Source organism: Corynebacterium confusum (assembly GCF_030408715.1).
GTDB lineage: Bacteria > Actinomycetota > Actinomycetes > Mycobacteriales > Mycobacteriaceae > Corynebacterium > Corynebacterium confusum.
Genome location: NZ_CP047202.1, coordinates 21,979 through 44,784 on the forward strand (window position 1 = coordinate 21,979; position 22,806 = coordinate 44,784).

The window sequence follows — 22,806 nt, forward strand, 5'->3', positions numbered from 1 at the left end:
AAAAATTAAAGGAGAACACCACCATGTCTTCACCGAAGAAATTCCCCGCCGTGACCATCGAGGGTTATCCCCGGGTCGGTGCGAACCGCGAGCTCAAGAAGGCCCTCGAGGCCTACTGGGCCGGGCGTATCGACGAGGCCAGCTTCGAATCCGCCGCCCATTCGCTGCGCGTGGACACCTACGCTCGCCTCAAAGGCCTCGGTCTCGACGAGGACTACGCCATCCCAGCGGACGTGGCCTACTACGACCAGGTGCTGGAAACCGCCCTGACCGTCGGCGCGGTGCCGGGGCTGACGCTGGACGATGAGTTCACCCTCGCCCGCGGCAACGCCGACAAGGCGCCGCTGGAGATGACCAAGTGGTTTGATACCAACTACCACTACATCGTCCCGGAGATCGCCGACGACCTGGGCTTTAGCGCCCACCCGGACCGCCTGCTGAAGCTGGTGGACGAAGCCCGCCAGGCTGGCCACACCGTCCGCCCCTACCTCGTCGGCCCGGTCACGCTGCTGGCCCTGTCTAAGCCGGCCGAGGGCGCGACCAAACAGCCCCTGGAGCGCCTGGCGGAGCTGGTCGTCGTCTACCAGGAGCTGCTGGCAGCCCTGCACGTCAAAGGCGTGGAATGGGTCCAGCTGGCCGAGCCCGCCGTGGTAGCGGATCTGACGGTGGCCAGCGACGCCGAACTAGCCTCCCACCTGGCCGAGGCCTACCGCGCCATCCTGGGCACGCAGACCCGCCCGAACGTCTACCTGACCACCCCGTACGGCGCGGCCCGCGCGAGCCTCGACGTCCTTCAGGATCTGGCCCCGGAGGCCGTGCAGGTGGATCTCAGCGTGGGCACGCTCGGCCAGGAGCCGGGCTACCTCGACCGGGTGGCAAAGCTGGCAGCCAAGACCCACCTGGTGGCCGGCCTGGTGGACGGGCGCAACGTTTGGGCGGCCAACCTGCACGACCTGCGGGAGAAGTTCGAGCGGCTGCCCGGAGCATCGGTGTCCACCTCGGTTTCCCTGCAGCACGTGCCGCACACCGTGGAGGCCGAAAAGAACCTGCCCGTGGACGTCGCCGGCTGGTTCTCCTTTGCGGATGAGAAAATCGCCGAGGTCGTCGCACTCGCCGCGGGGCCGGAGGCGGCCCCGCAGGCCTTCGCCAAGGCCGACCGCGCCGTGCGCACCCGCGCCGAATCCACCCGCACCCACAACGCGGACGTGCAGGCCCGCACCGCGGCCCTGCCGCACGGGGCCGTGAGCCGTGAGCCCGCCTTTGCTGAGCGCAACCGCGCCCAGAAGGAGCTGCTCAAGCTGCCGCCGCTGCCGACGACCACCATCGGCTCCTTCCCGCAGACGCCGGAGATCCGGGCGGCCCGCGCGAAGCATAAGGCCGGTGAGCTCAGCGACGCGGCTTACACGGACGCCCTCAAGCGGGAGATCGCCAGCGTGGTAGCCCTGCAGGAGGAACTGGGCCTGGACGTGTTGGTCCACGGCGAGGCCGAGCGCAACGACATGGTCCAGTACTTCGCGGAGCTGCTCGACGGCTTCGTGGTCACCGAACACGGCTGGGTGCAGTCCTACGGTTCCCGCTGCACCCGCCCGCCGATAGTCGTCGGGGACATCTCCCGCCCGGCGCCCATGACCGTGGAGTGGACCTCGTACGCGCAGTCGCTGACCGAGCGCCCCGTCAAGGGGATGCTCACCGGCCCGGTGACCATCCTGGCCTGGTCTTTCGTGCGCGACGACGTCCCGCAATCGGTCTCCGCGGATCAGCTGGGCGTGGCCTTGGCCGACGAGGTCCGGGATCTAGAGGACGCCGGGGTGGGGATCATCCAGATCGATGAGCCGGCCCTGCGCGAGCTGCTCCCGCTGCGCGCGGAAGACCGCGCCGAGTACCTGGACTGGGCGGTGCGCGCCTTCCGCCTGGTGGCGCTTGAAGCCCAGCCCACCACGCAGATCCACACCCACCTGTGCTACTCCGAGTTCGGCCAGATCATCGACGCCGTGGCGGCGCTCGATGCCGACGTCACCTCCATCGAGGCGGCCCGCTCCCGCATGGAGCTGCTCGAGGACCTAGACGAGAAGTTCCACTCCGAAATCGGGCCGGGCATCTACGACATCCACTCGCCGCGCGTGCCGTCGGTAGAGGAGATGGCGGAGCTCATCCGCACGGCGCTGAAGAACGTGCCGGCGGAGCGCCTGTGGATTAACCCCGACTGCGGCCTGAAGACCCGCGGCTACGAGGAGACGACTGCCTCCCTGCGCAACATGATCCGAGCGCGCGACGCCGTGGTCTAGCCCGCGATCGCTGAGGGCGTGCCGCCGCACGCGGCGCGCCCTTGCTTCATTATCTATAATGGCGGGCATGACTCAGAAGACCGCTACAGCAACTCTGCACACCAACTTGGGTGACATTGTTATTGACTTGTTCGGTAACCATGCGCCGGTTACCGTAGAAAACTTCATCGGCCTGGCCAAGGGTGACAAGGAATACGCCACCCAGAACGCTAAGGGCGAGCAGTCCGGCCCGTTCTACGACGGGGCCATCTTCCACCGCATCATTGACAACTTCATGATCCAGGGCGGCGACCCGACCGGCACCGGCCGCGGCGGCCCCGGCTACCAGTTCCAGGATGAGTTCCACCCGGAGCTGCAGTTCGATCGCCCGTTCCTGCTGGCCATGGCCAACGCCGGCCCGGGCACCAACGGTTCCCAGTTCTTCATCACCGTGGCTGCCACCCCGCACCTGAACAACCACCACACCATCTTCGGTGAGGTCACCGACGCCCAGTCCCAGGACGTCGTGTCCAAGATCGCCAAGGTCGACACCGACCGCATGGACCGCCCGCGCGAAGACGTGGTCATCGAATCCGTGGAGATCGCCGAGGCCTAAGCCCTAGGCTCCCGCGATGAGCCCTCCCGCCCGCCCCGCCGCATCAGCCGGCCGGGCGGGCTTTTTGCTATCTGCTTCCTCCTAGCCTTCCTTGTTTTCGCCCCTTGGTTTTACAGAAAGCCCTCGTTTTAACCATGACTTTCGAACAGCACCTGCGTTCCTATTACCGCACCGCCCCTGTCACCGCCTGGATCGTGGCCGTCAACTGCGCGGTGTGGCTGGCCACCGCCGTCCAGTCCCGGTCTGTGACCGGCAGCTACTACCACTCCTCGCTGGCGTTGAGCTGGAGTCTCTGGGGCCCCGAATTCTCCGCCGGGCACTACTGGCAGGCGGTCACCAGCGCCTTCATGCACCTGGGGCTAGGCCACCTGGCGGTGAACATGTTCCTGCTGGTGCTTATCGGGAGGGAGATTGAGACCTACCTGGGTTCGGCGCGGTACGCCCTGGTCTATCTGGCGACGGTGCTGGGGGCCTCGGCCAGCATCGTGTGGATGGCCTTCACTCAGCCGACTGCCGGTGCCTCCGGCGCGCTTTTCGCCCTCATGGTGGTCCTGGTAGCCGTGAACTACCAAAGGCGAACCGATCTGCGCGCGCCCATCGTGCTCGTGGTGGTCAACATCGCCTACACCTTCCTGGCCACGGGCGTGTCCCTGTGGGGCCACCTGGGCGGCGTCGCGGTGGGCGTGGTGCTGGCCCTGTTCGTGGCGGCCCGCAACCCCAAAGTCTCCGGCTGGGGTGTCGCAGCGACCACGGTGGCGGCATTCGTGTTATTAGTGGCGCGAGCAGGCCTTTGGGGATAGGTGCGGCGTGTTATCCACGAGCGCAAGTGTTCGAAAAGATTTCACACCGGTTGTCCACATTGTGGATAACTACATTTTTGTAATTTCCGAACGCTTGTGTGTTTTTCGAATGACAAATCCCAGTGTAGCGATCATTTTTCGAAATTTTAATCCGGTGTGGAAACGGGGAGAAAAGTTATCCACAGGCTGTGGTAAATTCTGTGAATTACGGGCTTTCACACTTTTATCCCCAGCCTGTGGATAACTTTTTACCCAACGGTGTCAGTAAAAGCCCTGCTTACACTCTTGTAATTTACAAAAGCACAGGTGAGTGCCCCGGTGGAAAATTTGGGGACACTGTGGAGAACTCTGTGGTGGGAAACTTTGCGGCGGAGAATCTCAGAGGCGGGGCAGCTGCGTCCAGTGCAGGCCGAGATCCGTGCCGCGGCCGAAGAACTCGTACGCACGCTCCGTGCCGTCCTGGATGCCGTCGGCGACGTCCTCTCCGCCGGAGGTGATATCCACGGTCAGCGGCTGCTGGGAGCGGACAGCGGCCACCCACCCGCCGGAGACATACGCGCCGTCCTCGGTGCGCTCCAGGCTGTCCAGGAAGGCGGCCAGCGCGGCCTGGGCGCTATCGCGCTCGCCGTCGGTGACAACGAGCCGGACCGTCGCCGGGGTGCCGTCGTTGTGCGGGGGATTGTCCCACAGCCAGTCGTAGTCCATTTGGTATTCGCGGTTAGTGCTCATGCGCAAAAGACTACGTGAAAAAGGCATGAAAAAAGGCGGCCAAAGGCCGCCTTCGGGGCAAAAGCTTAGCGCCAGCCCATGGTCATCAGGAGACCGATGATGGCCAGGCCGAAGCCGATGAGGTAGTTCCACGGGCCGAGCTCCTGCATGAGCGGGATGTGCTCGCCGGCCAGGTAGTTGACCACGATCCAGGCCAGCCCGATGAGCATCAGGCCGAGCATCAGCACGATGTACCACTTGGAGGTGCCCTCCGAGTTGATCTTGACCGGGGTGCGGTTCGCCGAGGAGCTGGCGGTCGAGCTGATCGGGGCGTTCTTCGAAATCTTGGCCTTTGGCATGTTCTTTCCTAACTTTGGTGTACGGGCGGGGCGGATTCGGGCCGGGCTGGTGTTGCGCCACAGTCTAGCAGCGCCCCGGCTAGCGGCCCGTGACGAGGCTTTCCAGGTTGAACTCCCAATAACGGACTTCAACCAAGGTGTCCTTGCGGATGGTGTCCCCGGCGGAAACGGAGGTCCAGCCGATCTTGCCGGAGTCCACGGCGGCCCCGGTGCCGATCGGCGGGCCGACGCGCAGGTCCTGGGCGTTGCCTTCCCAGCCGGCCTCGCGCAGGGCTTCGACGGCCTCGTCCTCGGTCTTGCGGGTCAGCTCCGGCGCGGTCATGAGCATGCCGTTGGACACGCGCACCACCACGGTGCTGCCGGCATCGACCTCCCGGCCCTCACTTTGGACCTCGAGGACGCGGTTTTCCGGCTCCTCGGAGTCGACCAGCTCGAGCTGTGGCTCGACGTCCAGGGAGTCCAGGGTCTGGCGGGCGTCGTCCCAGTCCATGCCGGTCAGGCGCGGGATGCGCACCTGCTTGACCCCCTGGGAGACGGTCACCTTGACCTTCGAGCCCTTGGACAGCTGGGAACCGGGGGACGGTGACTGCGAGATGATCCGGCCCGCCGGGACGTCGTCGGTTTCTTCCTCGGTGATGTCATCGGACAGGGTCAAACCGGCCTCGTCGAGCGCGCGGGAGGCGGACTCCAGATCCATGTCGGTCACGTCCGGGACGTCGGTGATCTCCTTACCGGAGGAGACCGTCAGCGTCACGGTCGCGTTCTTCTGCAACTGGGAACCGGGGCCCGGGTTCACACGGATGACGTGGTCGCGCTCAATCTCCGGGTGGGCTTCCTCGTTGACCGAGACCTGCAGACCCAGCTCTTCGAGCTCCTGGACGACCTCGGCGCGCGGACGGTTTTCGACCTCCGGCACCTCGACCATCTGCGCGGTCTGTGCGGACTCGTCCGGGGCCAACGAAGGCTTCAGGTAGGCCCAGGCGAAGTAACCGATGGCGCCGACGAGCAGTAGCGCCAGGAGGGCCGTGAGCCACTTGATCCAGGCGCTGGTGCCCTCCTCTTCCTCCGCGGCGTGGGAGGCCGGGCGGGTGGAGGCCACCGGCGCGCGGTGGGAGGCGGCCGGCGCTTCGGCCTCGGGCTCGACGTGCGCGCGGGCCGCCTGGGTGACGTTGCCGTGGGCCAGGCGGCGCAGGTCCTCGGCCATCTCGTGAGCCGACTGGTAGCGATCCGCCGGGTGCTTGGCCATCGCGGTGAGGATGACCGCGTCCACATTCACGCGCCCGGTCGGCGTGATGGAATCATCCAGGTATTCCGACGGCGGAATGGGATCTTCCTGCACGTGCTGGTAGGCCACGGAAAACGGGGTCTCGCCCTCGAACGGGGTGCGGCCGGTGACGGCCTCGTACATGACGCAGCCCAAGGCGTAGACGTCGGAGCGGGCATCGGCAGCCTTGCCGCGGGCCTGCTCGGGCGACAGGTACTGGGCGGTGCCGATGACCGCGGAGGTCTGCGTCATGGCGGAGGTGGAGTCGTCCAGCGCGCGGGCGATGCCGAAGTCCATCACCTTCACCTGACCCGTGTTGGTCAGCATGATGTTCGCGGGCTTCACGTCGCGGTGGATAATGCCGGCCTCGTGGGAGGCCTGCAGGGCATCCGCGACCGGGGTCAGGATCTCCGCGGCCTGCTCCGGGGCCATGGGTCCGTCCGCGCGGAAGATGTCGCGCAGGGTGCGCCCGTGGACCAGCTCCATGACGATGTACGGGATGGTCAGGGCGTTGTCCTCGACCTCGCCGGTGTCGAAGACGGCGACGATATTCGGGTGGTTGAGACGGCCTGAATTCTGCGCCTCGCGGCGGAAGCGCTCGCGGAAATTGGTGTCGTGCGCCATCTCCGGGCGCAGCATCTTGATGGCCACCTCGCGGCCCAGCATGGTGTCCTGGGCCGCGTAGACCTCGGACATACCACCGGAACCGATGAGTTCACCGCGTTCGTAACGATCACCCAGCATTGGTGGTTCCACCCCCTTGGTTGGTGTAATCAGACGCCTGCGGCGAGTTATTGAATAGGTCCTCGATATTTTCTTCCAGCTCCTCCGTCGGCAGCGACGGGGCCTCCGTCAGCTCCGGCAGCTCGGGCGTCGGGGTCTCCTGCTGCGTGGTCGGCTGCTCGCGATGCGTGGTCGGACGCGGCGTGGGCGTTTCCGTGCGCTCGCGGGTCTCCGGCTCCGGCTCCTCGGTCCGGGAAGTGTCGGGCTTCTCGACCTCCGTCTCGGTGACGGTCTCGGCTTCCTCCGTGGACGGCTCCACCCATTCGGTCACGACCGACGGCGGCGTGCTGGTGGGTGCGCTGGAACCGCGGTCGCCAGCCAGCTGCTGGGCCAGCAGGAATCCGCCGCCGACCAGCGCGACGACGATCAGGGCGATGAGCAGGCCGATGCCGAAGTTCGCACCCGCCGAGCCCTTCTTCTTGTCCTTCTGGGCCCGCTTGTTTTCGTGGGCCTTCTCCTGGGCCAGGTGCTTGTCGCGCGTGTCCGCGACCGGAGCCGGCCGCACCGTGGTCGGGTTGGCGGTATCGCCCAGCATCTGGGTCGAGGCTGTCGGCGAAGGCTCGGTGGCAATCGGGGCCACGGCCGCGGATTGCGGCTGCGGCGGGCGCTTGCCCAACCGCACGGCGGAGACGGCGTTGGCCAGCTCGTTGCCGTCGGCGTAGCGGGTGTGCTTGTCCTTGCGCAGGGCGATGCCCACCAGCTCGCGCACCGGCGCGGAAATAGTCGTCGACAGCGGCTCCGGTGCCTGGCTGATGTGCGCCAATGCCACGGAGACCGAGGAATCCCCGGTGAACGGGCGGTGGCCCGCCAGCATCTCGTAGCCGACCACGCCCAGCGAATAGACGTCGGAGGCGGGGGAGACCTCGCGGCCCTGCGCCTGCTCGGGGGAGACGTACTGCGCGGTGCCCACCACCATGCCGGTGCGGGTCAGCGGGACCGCCGCGGCGGCCTTGGCGATGCCGAAGTCGGTGATCTTGACCCGGCCGTTCTGGGTAATCAGCAGGTTGCCGGGCTTGATGTCGCGGTGCACCAGGCCCATGCGGTGAATAATGGACAGGCCGTGGGCAGTCTGCTCCATCACGTCGAGTGCCATCTCCTCCGGCAGGGAACCCTCGCGGGCCAGCATGTCGGCCAGGGACTCGCCGCGGACGTATTCCATGGCGATGAAGCAGAAGGTCGTGCCCACCGGATCATCGATCTCGCGGTAGTCGTAGGTGGCCACGACGTTGGTGGAATCGATGGATTCGGCCGCCTCGGCCTCGTTGCGGAAGCGGGAGAGGAACTCGTTATTGTCGGAGAACTCCGGGCGCAGGATCTTGATGGCGACCTCGCGGTCGTTGCGGACGTCGTCCGCCAGCCACACGGTGGACATGCCGCCGTGCCCGATGACCCACTGCAGGCGGTAATCATCACCGATGAGCGCCTGAAAGCGTTCTTGGTGTTCGGCGTGGTTCATTACTGCTCTCCTCCGTAGGCCTGAAGCATGGCGCGCCCGATCGGCGCGGCCACCTGGCCGCCCGTGGCGGACTCGCCCAGGTTGCCGCCGTCCTTGACCACCACGGCCACGGCAATATCGCGGTCCGGATCGAATGCAACATACCACGTATGCGGGGGCAATCCGTCGCCATGCTCAGCGGTACCGGTCTTGGAAGCAAAGGAATTGCCGTCGTAGCCGGACGTGGATCGCTCGGAGGCGAACATCAGATCCCGCAAGGTCGCGGCTGTCTCCGGGGTAATCGCCTCGGTGGCCTCCTTCGGCTCGATCTCGCGGACCTCTTGCATCTGCGAATCCGTGATCCGCTTGATGAGGCGCGGCTCCATGCGTTTGCCCTCGTTGGCCACGGTGCCGGCCATGATGGCGGCCTGCAGGGCGGACATGGTCACGTCGCGCTGTCCGATGGCCGACTGGGCGGTGGCGGCCGGATCCGGCAGCTCGCCCAGGTTGCCCGGGGAGGTGTCCACCCCGAGGTCGTAGTTTTCGCCCACGCCGAAGGCCTCGGCGTATTTGCGCAGCTCGTCGGCGCCGATGCCCTCGCTCATCTGGACGAAGGCCGTGTTGCAGGACAGGGCGAAGGCCGTCTGCAGCGTCACCGAGTCCGCGCCGCCGCAGGACTGGTTGGCGTAGTTGGTCAGCTGGGTCGTGGTGTTCGGCAGCGTGATCGAGGCCTGGCCGGTCAGGGTCGACGACGGCGTGAAGCCATTGTTAAGACCCGCCGCGGTCGTGATGATCTTGAAGATGGAGCCCGGCGGCAGCGTCTCCTGCGTGGCGTGGTTAAGCAGGGGAGCGCCGTCGGCCTCCTGCAACGCGGCCCAGTTGTCCTCCGCGTTAGGATCGCCCACCACGGAGTTTGCGTCGAAGCTCGGTGAGGAGGACATCGCCAGCACGCGCCCAGTGGAAGGCTGCAGCGCGACCGCCGAGCCCTGGTAGCCCGGCCCCACCAGCTGGTCGTAGGCCAGCTGCTGGAGCTGTGGGTCGATGGTGACCTCGACGTTGGCGCCGTCCGGCTGCTCGCCGGTCAGCTTGTCCAGCCAGTTCTGCTTCAGCAGCGAATCATCGGTGCCGTTGAGAATCTCGTTCTGGGAGGACTCCAGCTGGGAGGCGCCGAACTGGGAGGACAGGTAGCCGGTCACCGGGCCGAAGGCGGGGGACTGTGTCGGGTAGATGCGCGAGTAGGTCTCGTCGTCGCCGCCTTCGCCATTGCCGTCGGGAACGGACTGCGCTAGCACGGTGTTGCCGGCGTAAATCTGCCCGCGGGCGATGGTCTGCAGTTGGTAGAACTCCCGCATATTCTTTGGGTTTTTGGCGTACTTGTCCTCGCTGAAGGCCTGCACCACCGTGAGGTTGACCAGCAGGATGGCGGTCAAGATCAGGGAGAAGATAGCGGTAAAGCGGATGGTCTTATTCATCGCTGAGCCTCCTGGACGGCGGGGAACAAGGACGTGCCGGCGCCGGACTGGGCCTCCTCGGCCGGGCGGTTGGCGGAATTCGAGATCCGCAGCAGCAGCGCCAGCAGGATATAGTTAGCCATCAGCGAGGAACCGCCGGCCGCAATGAACGGCGTGGTCAGGCCGGTCATCGGCAGCAGCGCGGAGATGCCGCCGACCACGACGAAGACCTGGATGACCAGGGTCAGCGACAGGCCGGCCGCGACCAGCTTGCCGTAGGAGTCCTTGACGCTGAGCGCGGTGCGAAAACCGCGGGAGGCCAGCAGCGCGAACAGGATCAGGATCCCGGCGAGGCCGATCAGGCCGAATTCCTCGCCGATGCCGGCCATGATGAAGTCGGAAAAAACCACCGGAATGATGTCCGGGTGGCCCTGGCCGAGGCCGGAGCCGGTGATTCCGCCGGAGGACATGCCGAACAGCGCCTGGGACAGCTGGAAGCCGTTGCTGTCGTAGTTGCCGAGCGGATCGAGGAAGTTGGAGAAGCGATCCTGGATCTTGGTGGAAATCTGCGCAATGCCGAAGCCGCCGATGGCCACGAGCACCACGCCGATGGCCAGCCAGGACACGCGCCCGGTGGCCATGTAGAGCATGCCCAGCACCGTGGAGAACAGCAGCAGGGCCGGGCCGAAGTCGTTCGACACGCCCATGATGACAATCGCAATGCCCCAGACCACCAGGATGGGCGCGAGGTCGCGCAGACGCGGCAGCGACAGGCCCAGGAAGCGGTAGCCCGCCACCGTGAACAGCGAGCGCTTCTGGACCAGCAGCATAGCGAAGAAGAGCAGCAGGAGGATCTTGGAGAACTCACCCGGCTGAATGGAAAACGACCCGATCTTCATCCAGATGCGCGCATCGGCCTGCGCCGGCTGCGGCCAGACCAGCGGCAGCGCCAGTAGGACCAGGCCGACCAGACCCAGCAGGTAGGAAAAGCGGGTCAGCGAGCGATGATCGCGCACGATGGCCAGCACGGCGATGAACAGGATGAGCCCGGCGATGGTCCACATGACCTGCCGCACGGCCAGGTCTCGGCCCAAGGCCAGGTCCAGGCGCTGGATCATGATGAGGCCGATGCCGTTGAGCACCGCCGTGACCGGCAGCATGATCTGATCGGCGTGCGGGGCCAGCAGGCACAGCGCCCAGTGGGCGACGGCAAAGACCCCAATGAATCCGCCGATGAGGTAGAGCACGTCTACGGACAGAATATTGCCCTGGGACAGCTCGAGACTCACCAGCGTGATCGCGAAGACCACCGTGGCTGCCACGAGCAGCCACAGCTCAGTGTTGCGCCAAACAAATTGCTTCAGCATCTAGTTCACCTCCCGGCAGTTCACGCCCGGCTGGCGCCGGAAGCCGTTGTCCTTCTTGTCCTCTTGGTTGCCCGCCTTATCGCGGCAGACCGGCAGCGCGTTATCGGCCAGCCGGGTCAGCTGCCCCTGGACCTCGTCGTAGCTGGCGGAATCCAGGTTGTGGACCACGCCGCGCTCGGTGGCCGGCAGGTCTTCGACCTTGAGCGGGTTGAACCCGGCGTCGCAGGAGCCGTTGCTCAGGCGCAGCGCGCCTTCCTTGTCGAGGCAGGCGACCTGGTAGGTCTCGTGCAAGTCCTTGCCAAAGACCGAGAAGTTGGCGCCGCGCTCGAGCTGGATCTCCTCGTTCGTCCCGGCGGTGGTGACGTAGTAGTTGTTGTCCAGGTAGTTTTTGCCCCAGACGCCGACGCCGGCGATGGCGGCGATCAGCACGGCCAGGACGACCGTGGTGGCGATCCAGGTGCCGCGGGAGCTTTTCCGGCGGCGATCGGGCTCCTCGTCGGCCGCTGCTTCCTCGGCGACCAGGCGGGCTGGCGCGGAGGCCTCGCGCGGCTGGCCCGTGGTCTTGTTCGTGTGCGGCTCGATGACCTGGGGGCGCCGCTCCAGGGCTGCCGCGCGACTGGCCGCCGAATCCGGGTGGGTCGGCTCCGGGGTATCCCCGGCCAAAGCACCCACGGCCACCGGCTCGGCCGGCGCCTCGTCGCTTTCGATGACCTCGGCGACGACCATGGTGACGTTGTCCGGCCCACCGGAGCGCAGCGCGAGTTCGATCAGCCGTTGGGCGGCTTCTTCCACGGTGCCCTGCTGGAGGGCGTCCTCGATGGTGGAGGCCGTGACGGGATCCGAGAGCCCGTCGGAGCACAGCAGCAGCCGGTCGCCCGGCTGCGCGTCCAGCATGAACAGCGTCGGTTCCACCGCGCGGCCGGTATATGCCTTGAGGATGAGTGATTTCTGTGGGTGGGAGGACACGTCGCTCGGATCGAGCTTGCCCTCGTCCACCAAGGACTGCACGAAGGTGTCGTCCTTGGTGATCTGGGTCAGCTTCCCATCGCGCAGGCGGTAGCCGCGCGAGTCGCCCACGTGGCAGACGCCGAACTGGGTGCCGTTGAACATCATGGCTGTCAGGGTGGTGCCCATGCCCTCGGTCTCGGGGTGGTCCTTGATGTGGTTGGCGATCGACGCGTTGGCGTCGTTAGCGGCGCCGCCCAAAAGCGCCAGCATGTCGTTGTCTTCTGGGTCGCGGTTTAAGTGCTCCAGGTGCTCAACCATGAGCTGGGAGGCGACCTCGCCGGCGGCGTGTCCGCCCATCCCGTCCGCCAGGACTAAAAGATAAGGCCCGGCGTAGGCCGAGTCTTCGTTGTTCTTGCGGACCAACCCGCGGTCCGAAGCGGCGGTGAAATGTAGTTTCAGCATTAGGCAACCAGCCTTACGATAGTGCGACCCATCTTAATATCCGTTCCCACTTCGATGCGTTCTGCCTGGTCGATGCGCGTTCCCGCAACGAAGGTGCCGTTGCGGGACTCGAGGTCTTCCACGAACCACTGGGAACCGCGACGGAACAGGCGCGCATGGTGGGAGGAGGCGAAGTCGTCGCCTAGCACGAAGTCGCAGTCCTGCGCGCGCCCCAGCGTGATGTCCTCCAGGGTGCCCAGCGCCATGTGAGAGCCCTGCAGCGGGCCTTCGGCCACGGTGATGTGGCGCGGCTTTTCTTTGCGGTCCTTCCGGCGCACCGCGGCGACGGGGCCGACGCTACTGCCGCCGGTGCGGGCCGCCTTGTTGGCATCCAACCGCATGGCGTTCAAGGCCACCAGGATAAACAGCCACAGTAAGACCAACAGGCCGATTCGCAGCGCGAGCAGCACGAATGAATCCATCGGTGACCTCCTAAAAATTATTGGGGTTTAATTGTCCAGCCCGGTGATTCGCACCTCAATGTGCGAATGCCCCAGGGTGATGACGTCGCCGTCGGCCAGCAGCCAGTTCTCGATGGGCGTGTCATTGACCGTGGTGCCGTTGGTGGACTGGAGGTCCACCAAGACTGCGTCCTGGCCGTTCCAGGTGATCTCAGCGTGCTGGCGGGAGACCCCGGTGTCCGGCAGGCGCAAGTCGGCATCGTTGGAACGTCCAATGATATTGGATCCTTCGTGGACGTGGTAGGTCCGCGAGGAGCCGTCCTGGAGGAGAAGATTCACGCTCGGACCGTTGGCAGCGGGTTCCGCGTCCTCGGGCTCGGGGCGGATAAAGGTTGTCGTGGCGGCCTCGTCAGCAGAATTACTGTTCATCTGGTCCTCCTGGGTTTCGGTTTCGTGGAAAATGGCGTCGAACCCGGTTTCTTCCTCGGGCTCATGGTCAATGAACGAAGAAACCCGCAACTGGCCGGTGCGGAGTCCGGATTCTTCGGCGATGCGAACGATGACGGGTCCCGCCAGGCCCCAGCCGCTGTTGCGGATGAACCGCGACAGCTGGTCGGCCAGGTTCTGCGGGATGTGTGGATCCTGCGAGAGGTTTTCCAGGTCCTTGGAACTGACCCCCACGAGCACCACATTGGGGCTGTAGAGGTTGTCGTCTTCGCCGCGCGTGAGGTTGTCTTGGGCCTCCTGCTTGAGCAGCTCTTCAATCTCGGCGGGCACAACGCGGCCGCCGAAGACGAAGGCCATCCCGTTGTCCAGTCCGCGCTGCAGGGCAGAGTCAAACTTGGCAAGCTTTTCCATGAGTGCCATGCTGCGGTCCTCCTTCGAACGTGGATGTATTCGGCTCTGGTAATAAACCTCAACCATTATAGGCCGCGTATAGCACTAAAACGTAGCCGGAGCCCGAAAAGTTCCCACAGTTGATGCGTAGATCTCACTCTTTTTCCCGCGCACTAGCTGCGGATTTGTAAGTATGCGGGTATGCCGTGCTATCTTTATCTAGTCGCCAAGACAGACAATACCCAGCCCGGGTGGCGGAATTGGCAGACGCGCTGGCTTCAGGTGCCAGTGTCCTTATAGGACGTGCGGGTTCAAGTCCCGCCCCGGGCACAGCGAGCAGTTGTACAAACTGCGACACCGGAGGTAACAAACTCGAAAGGGTTCGTGACCTCCGGTTTCTTCTATTTTTGTGTGAGATCATGCCGAGAATCGTACTTGTGGGGATGGAGTGGGAGAATCCTAGGTATGGCGGCTGATTGGGTATCTGGAACCTATCGGGTTCGCTTTTGTAGTCGTCAACTTCGTGGCATCAAAGTCGAATAGGTCTTTGCAGAATTTCTTGGAGCCGCAGATATTCCTCTCTTGCCAACATTCTTAGGTGGACTTGCCTCATGTGGGACGCTTCAGACATTGGCGAGATTTTTGCTTATGCAGGCACACGAATGACAACAAAGGGCAGGGCTGTAACCATCTTGAATACTGTGTTTCCAGAGTAGATCCTTGGGATAGGGGTATGCCTAATCCATGGTTGTAGCACTTTGCTTTCTATTCCGGGCCTTTGGGGCTATCTACGAAGGGACACGTAGTAGTTTATTTTGATCTGTCTTTGATTACAGTTGAGCGCTCGAACGCCGATTTATTGGGCGTTTACTAGTTGTTTCTAGGATTGTCACGAACCCACTGACCGTCTATGTAAGAAATTTTCGAAGCGAATTCGGTTCGTTTCATAATGTGATTGTCGAATAGTTGAATAAGTTTATCGACCATTTCCTCCAGAGAGTCCATTCGATCGGCGAGTCGCCATCGGTAGCTGGGATAGACGTTTCTTTTCCAGTCGGGCACTTCATAGGCGATCTCACACTTGATATCGAACCCAGTGCTACTGTTTGGCGACAGCGAAGAATTAAGGTGGATTTTGGCAATGCGAAGTGGGGTGCCCGAACTGATGAAGGAGAATTCGCGATCGCTCAACTCAATTTGATCCCTAGACGTATGCATCGCGACTTCTTCAGGGATTGTGATCTCCAGCTGCTCGATAGCAAGTAGCACTTCGTAGAGCTTTCGGTGGCGGCTAGTGCGAGCCAATTCGTTGAGCCAGTATAGAGCGTGTCCTATCTTGCCAGTCTCAGAATTAAACGGTTGGCAAGTTTGCAATGCATTAACAGACCAGGGATGAAGTCCTTTTAAGCATTTTGCAGTCTTGAATTTTTCCTCAGAGTCGAAAATTGGAAACTGCCGGTTACCCGCAGCGGTGGGTGGATTCTGCCCCGTGTCAAAAATTGCGATCTCGTAGAAGAGGTTGTCCAAAGATGCTCGGAGAGCGTTAGCCCATCCGTAAAACTCTGTTGTCATTTCCGACGGATATGGAGCTGTGGCTTGCAGAAACAGTGAAATGGATTTGTCGTCGCGCTTTAAGAAGCTGTGAACTTTGTGTTCAGATCGATACTCTTGGTGGATTTCATTCATTCTGGCGCGATTTCTCTTAGCAGAGTTGAGTAATGCGATCGATCCTTCAGAATTGAATGTCATATGTATCTCCAGTAAATCCCTTTGGTGGGCCTGTTAGCTGTGCCTTACAGAATTGAATTGATTTGCATGCAATTGGAAATGGATGGTGGTGGACAACTAAGCGATGATTCCGCTTAATCGAAAGGGGATGGTAAAGCCTGATCTCCTTTGGGTTAGGGCAGCTACACCCACGCCCCACACCACAAGTAGTGGGGCATGATTGTGAACCAGCACTAACGCTAGCAGCCGCACCTGACGAGACCTGGAAGCGTGATTCCACCCCTGCCATTAGAAAGTCGTTCACGAGGCAAAACGCGCACAGAGCTGCCCGTAGCCGTACTTAGATTCATCAATCTCGTCGTGTGGAGAATGCTTTCTCTAAATGAGGGTGTCAGGAAGTTTGTGTGTGAGGCTCTGATCTAGAAGGAGTTTCACCGATAATGACTACGGTGTCACCGAAGAAAAGCCATGACCCGGCGCGGGTCAACGAGATCAGCGAGAAGCTGATGGAAAACCCTGAGGTCGCCAGCTTGATCAGCGAGCTGTCGGCTTCCGCTGATGATGCAAGCGAGCTGGTCAAAGGCCTGTTGCAGGCATCGATCAACGCTGGTCTTAAGGCGGAGATGGATGCGCACTTGGGCTACGGCCATTCCGACCGCAACGCCAAAGCCCAGGTCGAAACCTCACAGGAGAATAACCACCGCAATGGGTCGTACATCAAGACCGTCAATTCTGGATACGGCGCGGTGGAAGTAACTGTGCCCAGGGATCGTGCCGGCACGTTTATTCCCCGCATGGTGCCCAAGGGCGCACGCAGGCTCACAGAGCTCGACGACATGATCGTCTCGCTGTATGCCGGCGGGATGACAGTGCGCGATATTTGCCATCATCTCGCGACCACCCTTGGGGTGGATATGAGCCCCGATACGATCAGCACCATTACCGATGCGGTCTTGGAAGAGGTCATGATCTGGCAAAACCGCCAGCTCGACGAGTTTTACCCAGTGATCTTCCTCGACGCCCTACGCGTGAAGATCCGTGACGGCCACCGCGTGGTCAACAAGGCTTGCTACATGGCGGTTGGTGTCGACATGGACGGCATCAAGCACATCCTGGGATTGTGGATCGCTGAAAATGAAGGCGCCGCATTCTGGGCATCGGTGTGCGCAGATCTGGCCAACCGCGGGGTCCAGGACGTGTTCATCGTCTGCTGCGACGGGCTCAAAGGCCTGCCAGAAGCCGTGGAGGCAACCTGGCCGAATTCCATGGTGCAGACCTGCATTGTGCACCTGATTCGAGCTGCGAACCGGTGGGTGTCTTATCAGGACCGCAAATCTGTCTCCCGCGCGCTGCGTGAGGTCTACACCGCCACCAATGAGGACACCGCACGCGCCAACCTGGATGCTTTCGAGGCCAGTGAACTGGGCCTAAAATACCCCCAGTCGGTCAAAGTCTGGCGCGACGCCTGGGAGCGGTTCGTGCCGTTTCTACAGTTCCCGCCTGCGGCCAGGCGAGTGCTCTACACCACCAATTCGATCGAGTCACTCAACGCGCAACTGCGTAAAGCTACCCGTAACAGGGGCCAATTCCCGAACGATACCGCAGCACTGAAGACGCTGTGGCTGATGATCTGCAACATCGAAGACAAGCGTGCTGCCCAGCGGGCGAAGAAAGCCAAGCGCAACATTGAGTGCAACGGCTATATTGAAGGAGCGAAAGCCACCGGGTGGAAACAAGCCATCAACCAACTAGCCGTGGCTTACCCCAACCGATTCGCGGACTACTTGTAAACCAAGCCCCCGCACACAAACAATCGGACACTCTCCTCTAAATCGGATTGCGCAGGTTACTCGTACGTTAAAGAACTGTGTGTAGCTAATAAATATGAAAAGCTTGATTTAAATGTATTGTTGCTAGATTTTCGCATGTCCATTTGTTACGTACCTAGGCAGGTGATTTTCGTGGCTGCACTGAAGCGTCCTGGGTTTAGTTCCTACCTCAGCTAAGGAAGGATTGGGAACTATGCCTAGGAAGCACTCCGTCGAGTTCAAGGAGAAGGCGGTCCATCAGATCATCGAAATGGTTCGCCTGGAGTCTTGCTCACTGCAACGCGCCTACACGGAGGTCGGTGAGCTGCTTGGAGTATCTCACCACACGTTGCGGGCTTGGTACCGTGACAGCGCTTCAGTACGTGATGACTCCGACGCGTCAGGCGGCGAAACAATGGAAGAAGAGATCAAGCGTCTGCGCCGCGAAAACCGTGAGCTGAAGCGAGCAAACGGGATTCTTAAGGCTGCTTCGGCTTTTTTCGCAGCGGAACTCGACCGACCCACGACCAAATGATCTCTTACATCGACACGTATAAAGATCAGTTTGGGGTCGAGGCCATCTGCCGAGTCCTTAAACAAGCAGATCGTGGATTCATTACTTCACGCGGCTACCGCAAAGCCACCACTCGTGTTCCCAGCGCAAGGGCCTTAAGCGATAGCCTTCTCATCCCAGAGATACAGCGTGTGCATGCGCAGAATTTCTCGGTCTACGGCATCCGCAAAATGTGGCACGCGATGAACCGTGAAGGCTTTCATATTGGTCGCGACAAGACTGCACGACTGATGAAGCTAGCAGGTGTTTCTGGCCGCAGACGTGGGCGAACCCCAGTAACAACGATCAGCCCGAAGACACCGGATCATCGCCCGGACCTTGTGCGCCGAAACTTCCGTGCGCAGGCACCAGGCAGGCTTTGGGTTGCCGACATTACCTACGTTCGCACCCTGTCAGGATTCGCCTACACCGCGTTTGTCGTGGATGTCTACAGCCGAAAAATTGTTGGCGTTGCTACACGCTCGACGATGCGTACCGATGCGCTGCCCATGGAGGCATTGGAACATGCGTTAACGACTGCAGGACGAATTCATGGAAACCAGTTAATTCACCATAGCGATCGGGGCAGCCAGTACGTGTCACTGAAGTATTCCACCGCGCTAGCGGAATCCGGAATCCGCCCGAGTGTGGGAACAGTCGGCGATTCTTACGACAATGCACTAGCCGAAACAGTCAACGGGCTCTACAAGGCTGAACTCATTCACGCCCAAGGCCCGTGGACTTCGGTCGGAGAAGTCGAACTGGCCACCTTGCGGTGGGTGCATTGGTGGAACACCAAGCGGCTTCATGAAGCTTTGGACTACGCCACCCCACAGGAAGTAGAAACCGAGTACTATCTCACCCAGCCCATCAACACAGGGCCGTAAAAGAAGCGGAACTAAACCCAGGACGCTTCACACCGCTTTATAGAAAGGAAGAAAATGACAAGCTCGCTTGTCGCCGACGGAATAAAAATAGTCCGTGGGAATAGAGTCATCATCAACAATTTTTCGGCAAAGCTGAGATCCAGTGACATCGTGGCAATGGTAGGGCGAAATGGGGCCGGAAAATCAACCATCATGTCAGCGCTGACAGGCCACCTCATACCTACCGAAGGAAAGATTCACGTTCTGTCGGATAAAAAAGAGAAAGATGACGACCTATCTTCTTCGGTTGCCTTCGTATCACAGGGTCGTCCCCTTTATTCGAGTATTACGGTAGAGCAGCATACTCGACTAGCCCGTGACATTAACGACTCTTTCAACTATCAGTGGGCAAAAGAAAAAATTGAGTCACTCGGAATATCCGGGAAATCCAAAGTATCTCAATTATCTGGCGGACAGCATACTCAAGTTGCGCTGATTATTTCTCTCGCGCGGAATAAAAAATTTATGATTCTCGATGAGCCCATGGCTGATCTAGATCCAGTAGTTAAAATCTGGGTTCGAGAACTCTTGGAACAAGCGGCGAAAGAAGACGGCGTTGGGATATTAGTATCGTCGCATACCGTATCTGATTTATCTGCAATACTTACCCACCTTTGGGTAATTGAAGAAGGAGATCTTCTTGCGGCTGTAGAGAGAGAAGAAATTGATCCACAAAAAGATGGCGCCTTTGAAGAATTTGTGCTTGAACATCTGACTAGGAAAGGCCTCTAATGCTAAAAGTAGCTTTACACTACTTCAAAATTGACCGACCCGCTTGGCTATCATGTGCGGCAATTCTTGTGCTACTGGCGTTACTGGCGGCATACGAAGTCAATTTCAAGCCTTATCTTGGGATGACTGAAATGCTGGCCGGTATTGTGCCCATGTTTGCCGGAATTGTGTGGGCAGTGGCTTTATTCTCTAAAGAATTTGAGACGAAGTCTGTTGTCTGGTCCTTAAGCCAAGATCTCTCTTCCTCCAAGTGGTTTTTCTGCCGTATTATTAGCCCTCTAATCTCAGCACTAATCTTTGGAGTTTGTGTATGGGGGATTGTGGAAGTCAGTCAGCTGCGCTCGGACGGGTTGAATCAAGGTAAAAACATGATGTCGTACTCGTACATCGCTGGCCATGCCCTCTACCCAGCTGTGGTGACGGTACTAATGGTGTCTGTTGCTTCGATTGCTGGCGTAGTTTTTAAAAAATCAATTCCCGCTGTGGCCGTAACTTTCGCATTAGGTTTATTGGTAGGAACGACAGGAGCTTCTTGGCTTAATCCTCTCCTTCCCGTTGAAAAGGGGGAATTTTCAGGGCCACACCCAGATCCAGCTCTTCTTCCTGTCCCCGGCGATATTCTTGAAGCAGAGCCAATCGAAAACGGAAAATACTTGGTTGAGTTTTATCCAAATTCAGCGTTCTGGCAAGCACAGACGCTCTATACCTTAATGTGGCTCCTACTCTCACTAATCCTCTTGGTCTCCACGCTTTTTCTATTTAAGCGGGCTTCCAAAAAGGCGATTTAGTCTCTGGAGAAAGGGTCTGCGTTTAAGCGCAGACCCTTTCCAGCATTAGCGATAAGAGCTACGACCTTGATTGCCAACTCCAGCTTCTTCCCGGAAGTGGCGTCAGGGTCTTTTTCTTTTGCGACCGAGTGTATCCAATGAGCGCTTACCCATTGCCTACCTCCCCTGCCTTTATAAAGTCGCCCACGAGGGAAAACGCGCACAGAGATACCCGTAACCATGGTTAAACCCGTCAATTTCTGCGCCTATATCGTGGAGCTAAGTACACGACAGTGCAGGTGGAACTACATAAAGGAGGACATATGTTATAGCGTATGTCTTGCCATATGCTTAGGCATATGTTCTGCCATACTGTAGGCACCGTGGGTGTGCATATTTACCCTCATGCCGCCGACGCTTAGACGTTCTTCAACGCCCGATACACGGTAGGCCGGGTAACTCCGAACTCCCGCGCCAAGGCTGCTTTCGACTCCCCCGTCAGTACGCGCTGTTTAATCTCCGCTACCTGCTGCGGGCTAAGCGCGGGTTTCTGGCCGTTGTATTTGCCGGCCTTTTTAGCTAACGCGTCATATACTGTCAGACCTTTTGTGGTCGGGGAAGAATCATTTAAAAGTTTAATTCAATTAAACTGATGAATATGGTTACTGTCTATGGATACACCCACGGTATGGACAGAAACCATTGAAGCAACCCCGGCATACTATTTAGAGGTTACAGGCCCCTACGGGACCGCTCGACACAAAGAAGCAATGGAATATGTTAAGGCAATAGCCTTCCATAACTTTGAAGATGACGACTTCACGATTTACGGTCTTGCCCTTGACGATCCGCTTACAGTTGATGTGAAGCGTCCTGGGTTTAGTTCCGCTTCTTTTACGGCCCTGTGTTGATGGGCTGGGTGAGATAGTACTCGGTTTCTACTTCCTGTGGGGTGGCGTAGTCCAAAGCTTCATGAAGCCGCTTGGTGTTCCACCAATGCACCCACCGCAAGGTGGCCAGTTCGACTTCTCCGACCGAAGTCCACGGGCCTTGGGCGTGAATGAGTTCAGCCTTGTAGAGCCCGTTGACTGTTTCGGCTAGTGCATTGTCGTAAGAATCGCCGACTGTTCCCACACTCGGGCGGATTCCGGATTCCGCTAGCGCGGTGGAATACTTCAGTGACACGTACTGGCTGCCCCGATCGCTATGGTGAATTAACTGGTTTCCATGAATTCGTCCTGCAGTCGTTAACGCATGTTCCAATGCCTCCATGGGCAGCGCATCGGTACGCATCGTCGAGCGTGTAGCAACGCCAACAATTTTTCGGCTGTAGACATCCACGACAAACGCGGTGTAGGCGAATCCTGACAGGGTGCGAACGTAGGTAATGTCGGCAACCCAAAGCCTGCCTGGTGCCTGCGCACGGAAGTTTCGGCGCACAAGGTCCGGGCGATGATCCGGTGTCTTCGGGCTGATCGTTGTTACTGGGGTTCGCCCACGTCTGCGGCCAGAAACACCTGCTAGCTTCATCAGTCGTGCAGTCTTGTCGCGACCAATATGAAAGCCTTCACGGTTCATCGCGTGCCACATTTTGCGGATGCCGTAGACCGAGAAATTCTGCGCATGCACACGCTGTATCTCTGGGATGAGAAGGCTATCGCTTAAGGCCCTTGCGCTGGGAACACGAGTGGTGGCTTTGCGGTAGCCGCGTGAAGTAATGAATCCACGATCTGCTTGTTTAAGGACTCGGCAGATGGCCTCGACCCCAAACTGATCTTTATACGTGTCGATGTAAGAGATCATTTGGTCGTGGGTCGGTCGAGTTCCGCTGCGAAAAAAGCCGAAGCAGCCTTAAGAATCCCGTTTGCTCGCTTCAGCTCACGGTTTTCGCGGCGCAGACGCTTGATCTCTTCTTCCATTGTTTCGCCGCCTGACGCGTCGGAGTCATCACGTACTGAAGCGCTGTCACGGTACCAAGCCCGCAACGTGTGGTGAGATACTCCAAGCAGCTCACCGACCTCCGTGTAGGCGCGTTGCAGTGAGCAAGACTCCAGGCGAACCATTTCGATGATCTGATGGACCGCCTTCTCCTTGAACTCGACGGAGTGCTTCCTAGGCATAGTTCCCAATCCTTCCTTAGCTGAGGTAGGAACTAAACCCAGGACGCTTCAATGAGGAACTACTGCGCTACCGCGTTTGCCTGCTATGTAGCGAGCTGTCCCTTGAACAAGAGAACCAGGGCGAGCTCGGGATGATGCGAATTCCATCACATCATGTTTTGGTTGTAGAGGTGGACCACACGCGTGAGGCTATCGCGCAAATGTGGGAGAAGATGCCTTTGATACTTGCCGAGCAGGAAGTGTCTCAAACAGGTTTTGTCGCCGAGCGGTTTAGAAGGTCGAAAGTCGCTGCAGGGAAAAGTGAATTCCTTATACAGCTGCCTTAACCTCCATCGATTGGTAATCCTTTTCCTCTACGACATGCGGAAAGGTGCGAGTTAACGCGGCAAACTTGTTAACCTCTGTTACTTTCCTTAAGCTTCAAGGCTGAACGAAAAA

At 60.0% G+C, this 22,806-nt stretch carries 20 protein-coding genes and 1 tRNA gene; 9 read left to right on the top strand and 12 right to left on the bottom strand.

What is annotated here, in order from left to right; all coding sequences use genetic code 11:
• Positions 1-23: 23 nt before the first annotated feature.
• The 3 genes from metE to CCONF_RS00140 all read left to right on the top strand — a co-directional run bounded on the left by metE (position 24) and on the right by CCONF_RS00140 (position 3,680).
• Positions 24-2,285, top strand: a complete 2,262-nt coding sequence (gene metE / locus CCONF_RS00130; RefSeq protein ID WP_290223938.1) for a 5-methyltetrahydropteroyltriglutamate--homocysteine S-methyltransferase — start codon at positions 24-26, stop codon at positions 2,283-2,285.
• Positions 2,286-2,343: 58 nt separating this feature from the next.
• Positions 2,344-2,880 carry a peptidylprolyl isomerase gene (locus tag CCONF_RS00135; RefSeq protein ID WP_083319062.1) on the top strand — a complete coding sequence of 179 codons (537 nt, stop codon included), beginning with the start codon at positions 2,344-2,346 and terminating at the stop codon, positions 2,878-2,880.
• 134 nt (positions 2,881-3,014) lie between these two features.
• Entirely contained in the window at positions 3,015-3,680 is a 666-nt protein-coding gene (locus tag CCONF_RS00140; RefSeq protein ID WP_290223942.1) for a rhomboid family intramembrane serine protease, read from the top strand.
• Positions 3,681-4,058: 378 nt separating this feature from the next.
• On the opposite strand, the gene CCONF_RS00145 is transcribed toward CCONF_RS00140, so the two are convergent.
• The 9 genes from CCONF_RS00145 to CCONF_RS00185 form a co-directional block, all read right to left on the bottom strand.
• Positions 4,059-4,409, bottom strand: coding sequence for a hypothetical protein (locus CCONF_RS00145; RefSeq protein ID WP_290223944.1), 351 nt, complete (start codon positions 4,407-4,409; stop codon positions 4,059-4,061).
• Positions 4,410-4,474: 65 nt separating this feature from the next.
• On the bottom strand, positions 4,475-4,747 hold the full coding sequence (crgA, locus tag CCONF_RS00150) for a cell division protein CrgA (RefSeq protein WP_070767856.1): 273 nt from the start codon (positions 4,745-4,747) through the stop codon (positions 4,475-4,477).
• Between the two features lie 79 nt (positions 4,748-4,826).
• Positions 4,827-6,755, bottom strand: coding sequence for a Stk1 family PASTA domain-containing Ser/Thr kinase (pknB, locus tag CCONF_RS00155; protein WP_290223946.1), 1,929 nt, complete (start codon positions 6,753-6,755; stop codon positions 4,827-4,829).
• The gene (locus CCONF_RS00160; protein WP_290223948.1) at positions 6,745-8,250 is read right to left on the bottom strand and encodes a serine/threonine-protein kinase; all 1,506 of its coding nucleotides are present in this window, start codon (positions 8,248-8,250) and stop codon (positions 6,745-6,747) included. The genes pknB and CCONF_RS00160 overlap by 11 nt, the downstream gene beginning before the upstream one ends.
• Positions 8,250-9,701, bottom strand: a complete 1,452-nt coding sequence (locus CCONF_RS00165) for a penicillin-binding transpeptidase domain-containing protein (protein WP_070767858.1) — start codon at positions 9,699-9,701, stop codon at positions 8,250-8,252. The genes CCONF_RS00160 and CCONF_RS00165 overlap by 1 nt, the downstream gene beginning before the upstream one ends.
• Positions 9,698-11,047 carry an FtsW/RodA/SpoVE family cell cycle protein gene (locus tag CCONF_RS00170; protein WP_290223953.1) on the bottom strand — a complete coding sequence of 450 codons (1,350 nt, stop codon included), beginning with the start codon at positions 11,045-11,047 and terminating at the stop codon, positions 9,698-9,700. The genes CCONF_RS00165 and CCONF_RS00170 overlap by 4 nt, the downstream gene beginning before the upstream one ends.
• A complete protein-coding gene (locus CCONF_RS00175) occupies positions 11,048-12,457 on the bottom strand; it encodes a PP2C family protein-serine/threonine phosphatase (protein ID WP_290223955.1) in 1,410 nt (469 codons plus the stop codon).
• The gene (locus tag CCONF_RS00180) at positions 12,457-12,918 is read right to left on the bottom strand and encodes an FHA domain-containing protein FhaB/FipA (RefSeq protein WP_290223960.1); all 462 of its coding nucleotides are present in this window, start codon (positions 12,916-12,918) and stop codon (positions 12,457-12,459) included. Before CCONF_RS00180 ends, CCONF_RS00175 begins: the two co-directional genes overlap by 1 nt.
• Before the next feature lie 27 nt (positions 12,919-12,945).
• On the bottom strand, positions 12,946-13,764 hold the full coding sequence (locus CCONF_RS00185) for an FHA domain-containing protein (protein WP_290223963.1): 819 nt from the start codon (positions 13,762-13,764) through the stop codon (positions 12,946-12,948).
• Positions 13,765-13,979: 215 nt separating this feature from the next.
• On the opposite strand from CCONF_RS00185, the gene CCONF_RS00190 reads away from it, so the two are divergent.
• Positions 13,980-14,064 (top strand) — tRNA-Leu (locus tag CCONF_RS00190).
• A 540-nt stretch (positions 14,065-14,604) separates the two neighbouring features.
• Here the strand turns inward: CCONF_RS00190 and CCONF_RS00195 are convergent.
• Entirely contained in the window at positions 14,605-15,420 is an 816-nt protein-coding gene (locus CCONF_RS00195; RefSeq protein WP_290223964.1) for a hypothetical protein, read from the bottom strand.
• 482 nt (positions 15,421-15,902) lie between these two features.
• On the opposite strand from CCONF_RS00195, the gene CCONF_RS00200 reads away from it, so the two are divergent.
• The 4 genes from CCONF_RS00200 to CCONF_RS00215 all read left to right on the top strand — a co-directional run bounded on the left by CCONF_RS00200 (position 15,903) and on the right by CCONF_RS00215 (position 20,269).
• A complete protein-coding gene (locus CCONF_RS00200) occupies positions 15,903-17,252 on the top strand; it encodes an IS256 family transposase (RefSeq protein WP_290222959.1) in 1,350 nt (449 codons plus the stop codon).
• Positions 17,253-17,484: 232 nt separating this feature from the next.
• Positions 17,485-18,710, top strand: a protein-coding gene (locus CCONF_RS00205; RefSeq protein ID WP_290223284.1) for an IS3 family transposase whose coding sequence is annotated in 2 segments (ribosomal slippage) — positions 17,485-17,764 and positions 17,764-18,710 — 1,227 coding nt in all. Because the reading frame shifts where the segments join, the coding sequence is not laid out codon by codon here.
• Positions 18,711-18,764: 54 nt separating this feature from the next.
• Positions 18,765-19,481 (top strand): ATP-binding cassette domain-containing protein, encoded by a 717-nt coding sequence (locus CCONF_RS00210; protein WP_239228738.1) that lies wholly within the window; start codon positions 18,765-18,767, stop codon positions 19,479-19,481.
• A complete protein-coding gene (locus tag CCONF_RS00215; protein WP_290223969.1) occupies positions 19,481-20,269 on the top strand; it encodes an ABC-2 membrane transporter-related protein in 789 nt (262 codons plus the stop codon). Before CCONF_RS00210 ends, CCONF_RS00215 begins: the two co-directional genes overlap by 1 nt.
• A 397-nt stretch (positions 20,270-20,666) precedes the next feature.
• On the opposite strand, the gene CCONF_RS00220 is transcribed toward CCONF_RS00215, so the two are convergent.
• The gene (locus CCONF_RS00220) at positions 20,667-20,888 is read right to left on the bottom strand and encodes a helix-turn-helix domain-containing protein (RefSeq protein WP_353959525.1); all 222 of its coding nucleotides are present in this window, start codon (positions 20,886-20,888) and stop codon (positions 20,667-20,669) included.
• A 31-nt stretch (positions 20,889-20,919) separates the two neighbouring features.
• Between CCONF_RS00220 and CCONF_RS00225 the strand changes: the two genes are divergently transcribed.
• On the top strand, positions 20,920-21,159 hold the full coding sequence (locus CCONF_RS00225) for a hypothetical protein (RefSeq protein ID WP_290223973.1): 240 nt from the start codon (positions 20,920-20,922) through the stop codon (positions 21,157-21,159).
• Here the strand turns inward: CCONF_RS00225 and CCONF_RS00230 are convergent.
• A protein-coding gene (locus CCONF_RS00230) for an IS3 family transposase (RefSeq protein WP_290223284.1) occupies positions 21,143-22,368 on the bottom strand; the annotation gives its coding sequence in 2 pieces (ribosomal slippage) (positions 21,143-22,089 and positions 22,089-22,368; 1,227 coding nt in all). The genes CCONF_RS00225 and CCONF_RS00230 overlap by 17 nt on opposite strands.
• Between the last annotated feature and the right edge of the window lie 438 nt (positions 22,369-22,806).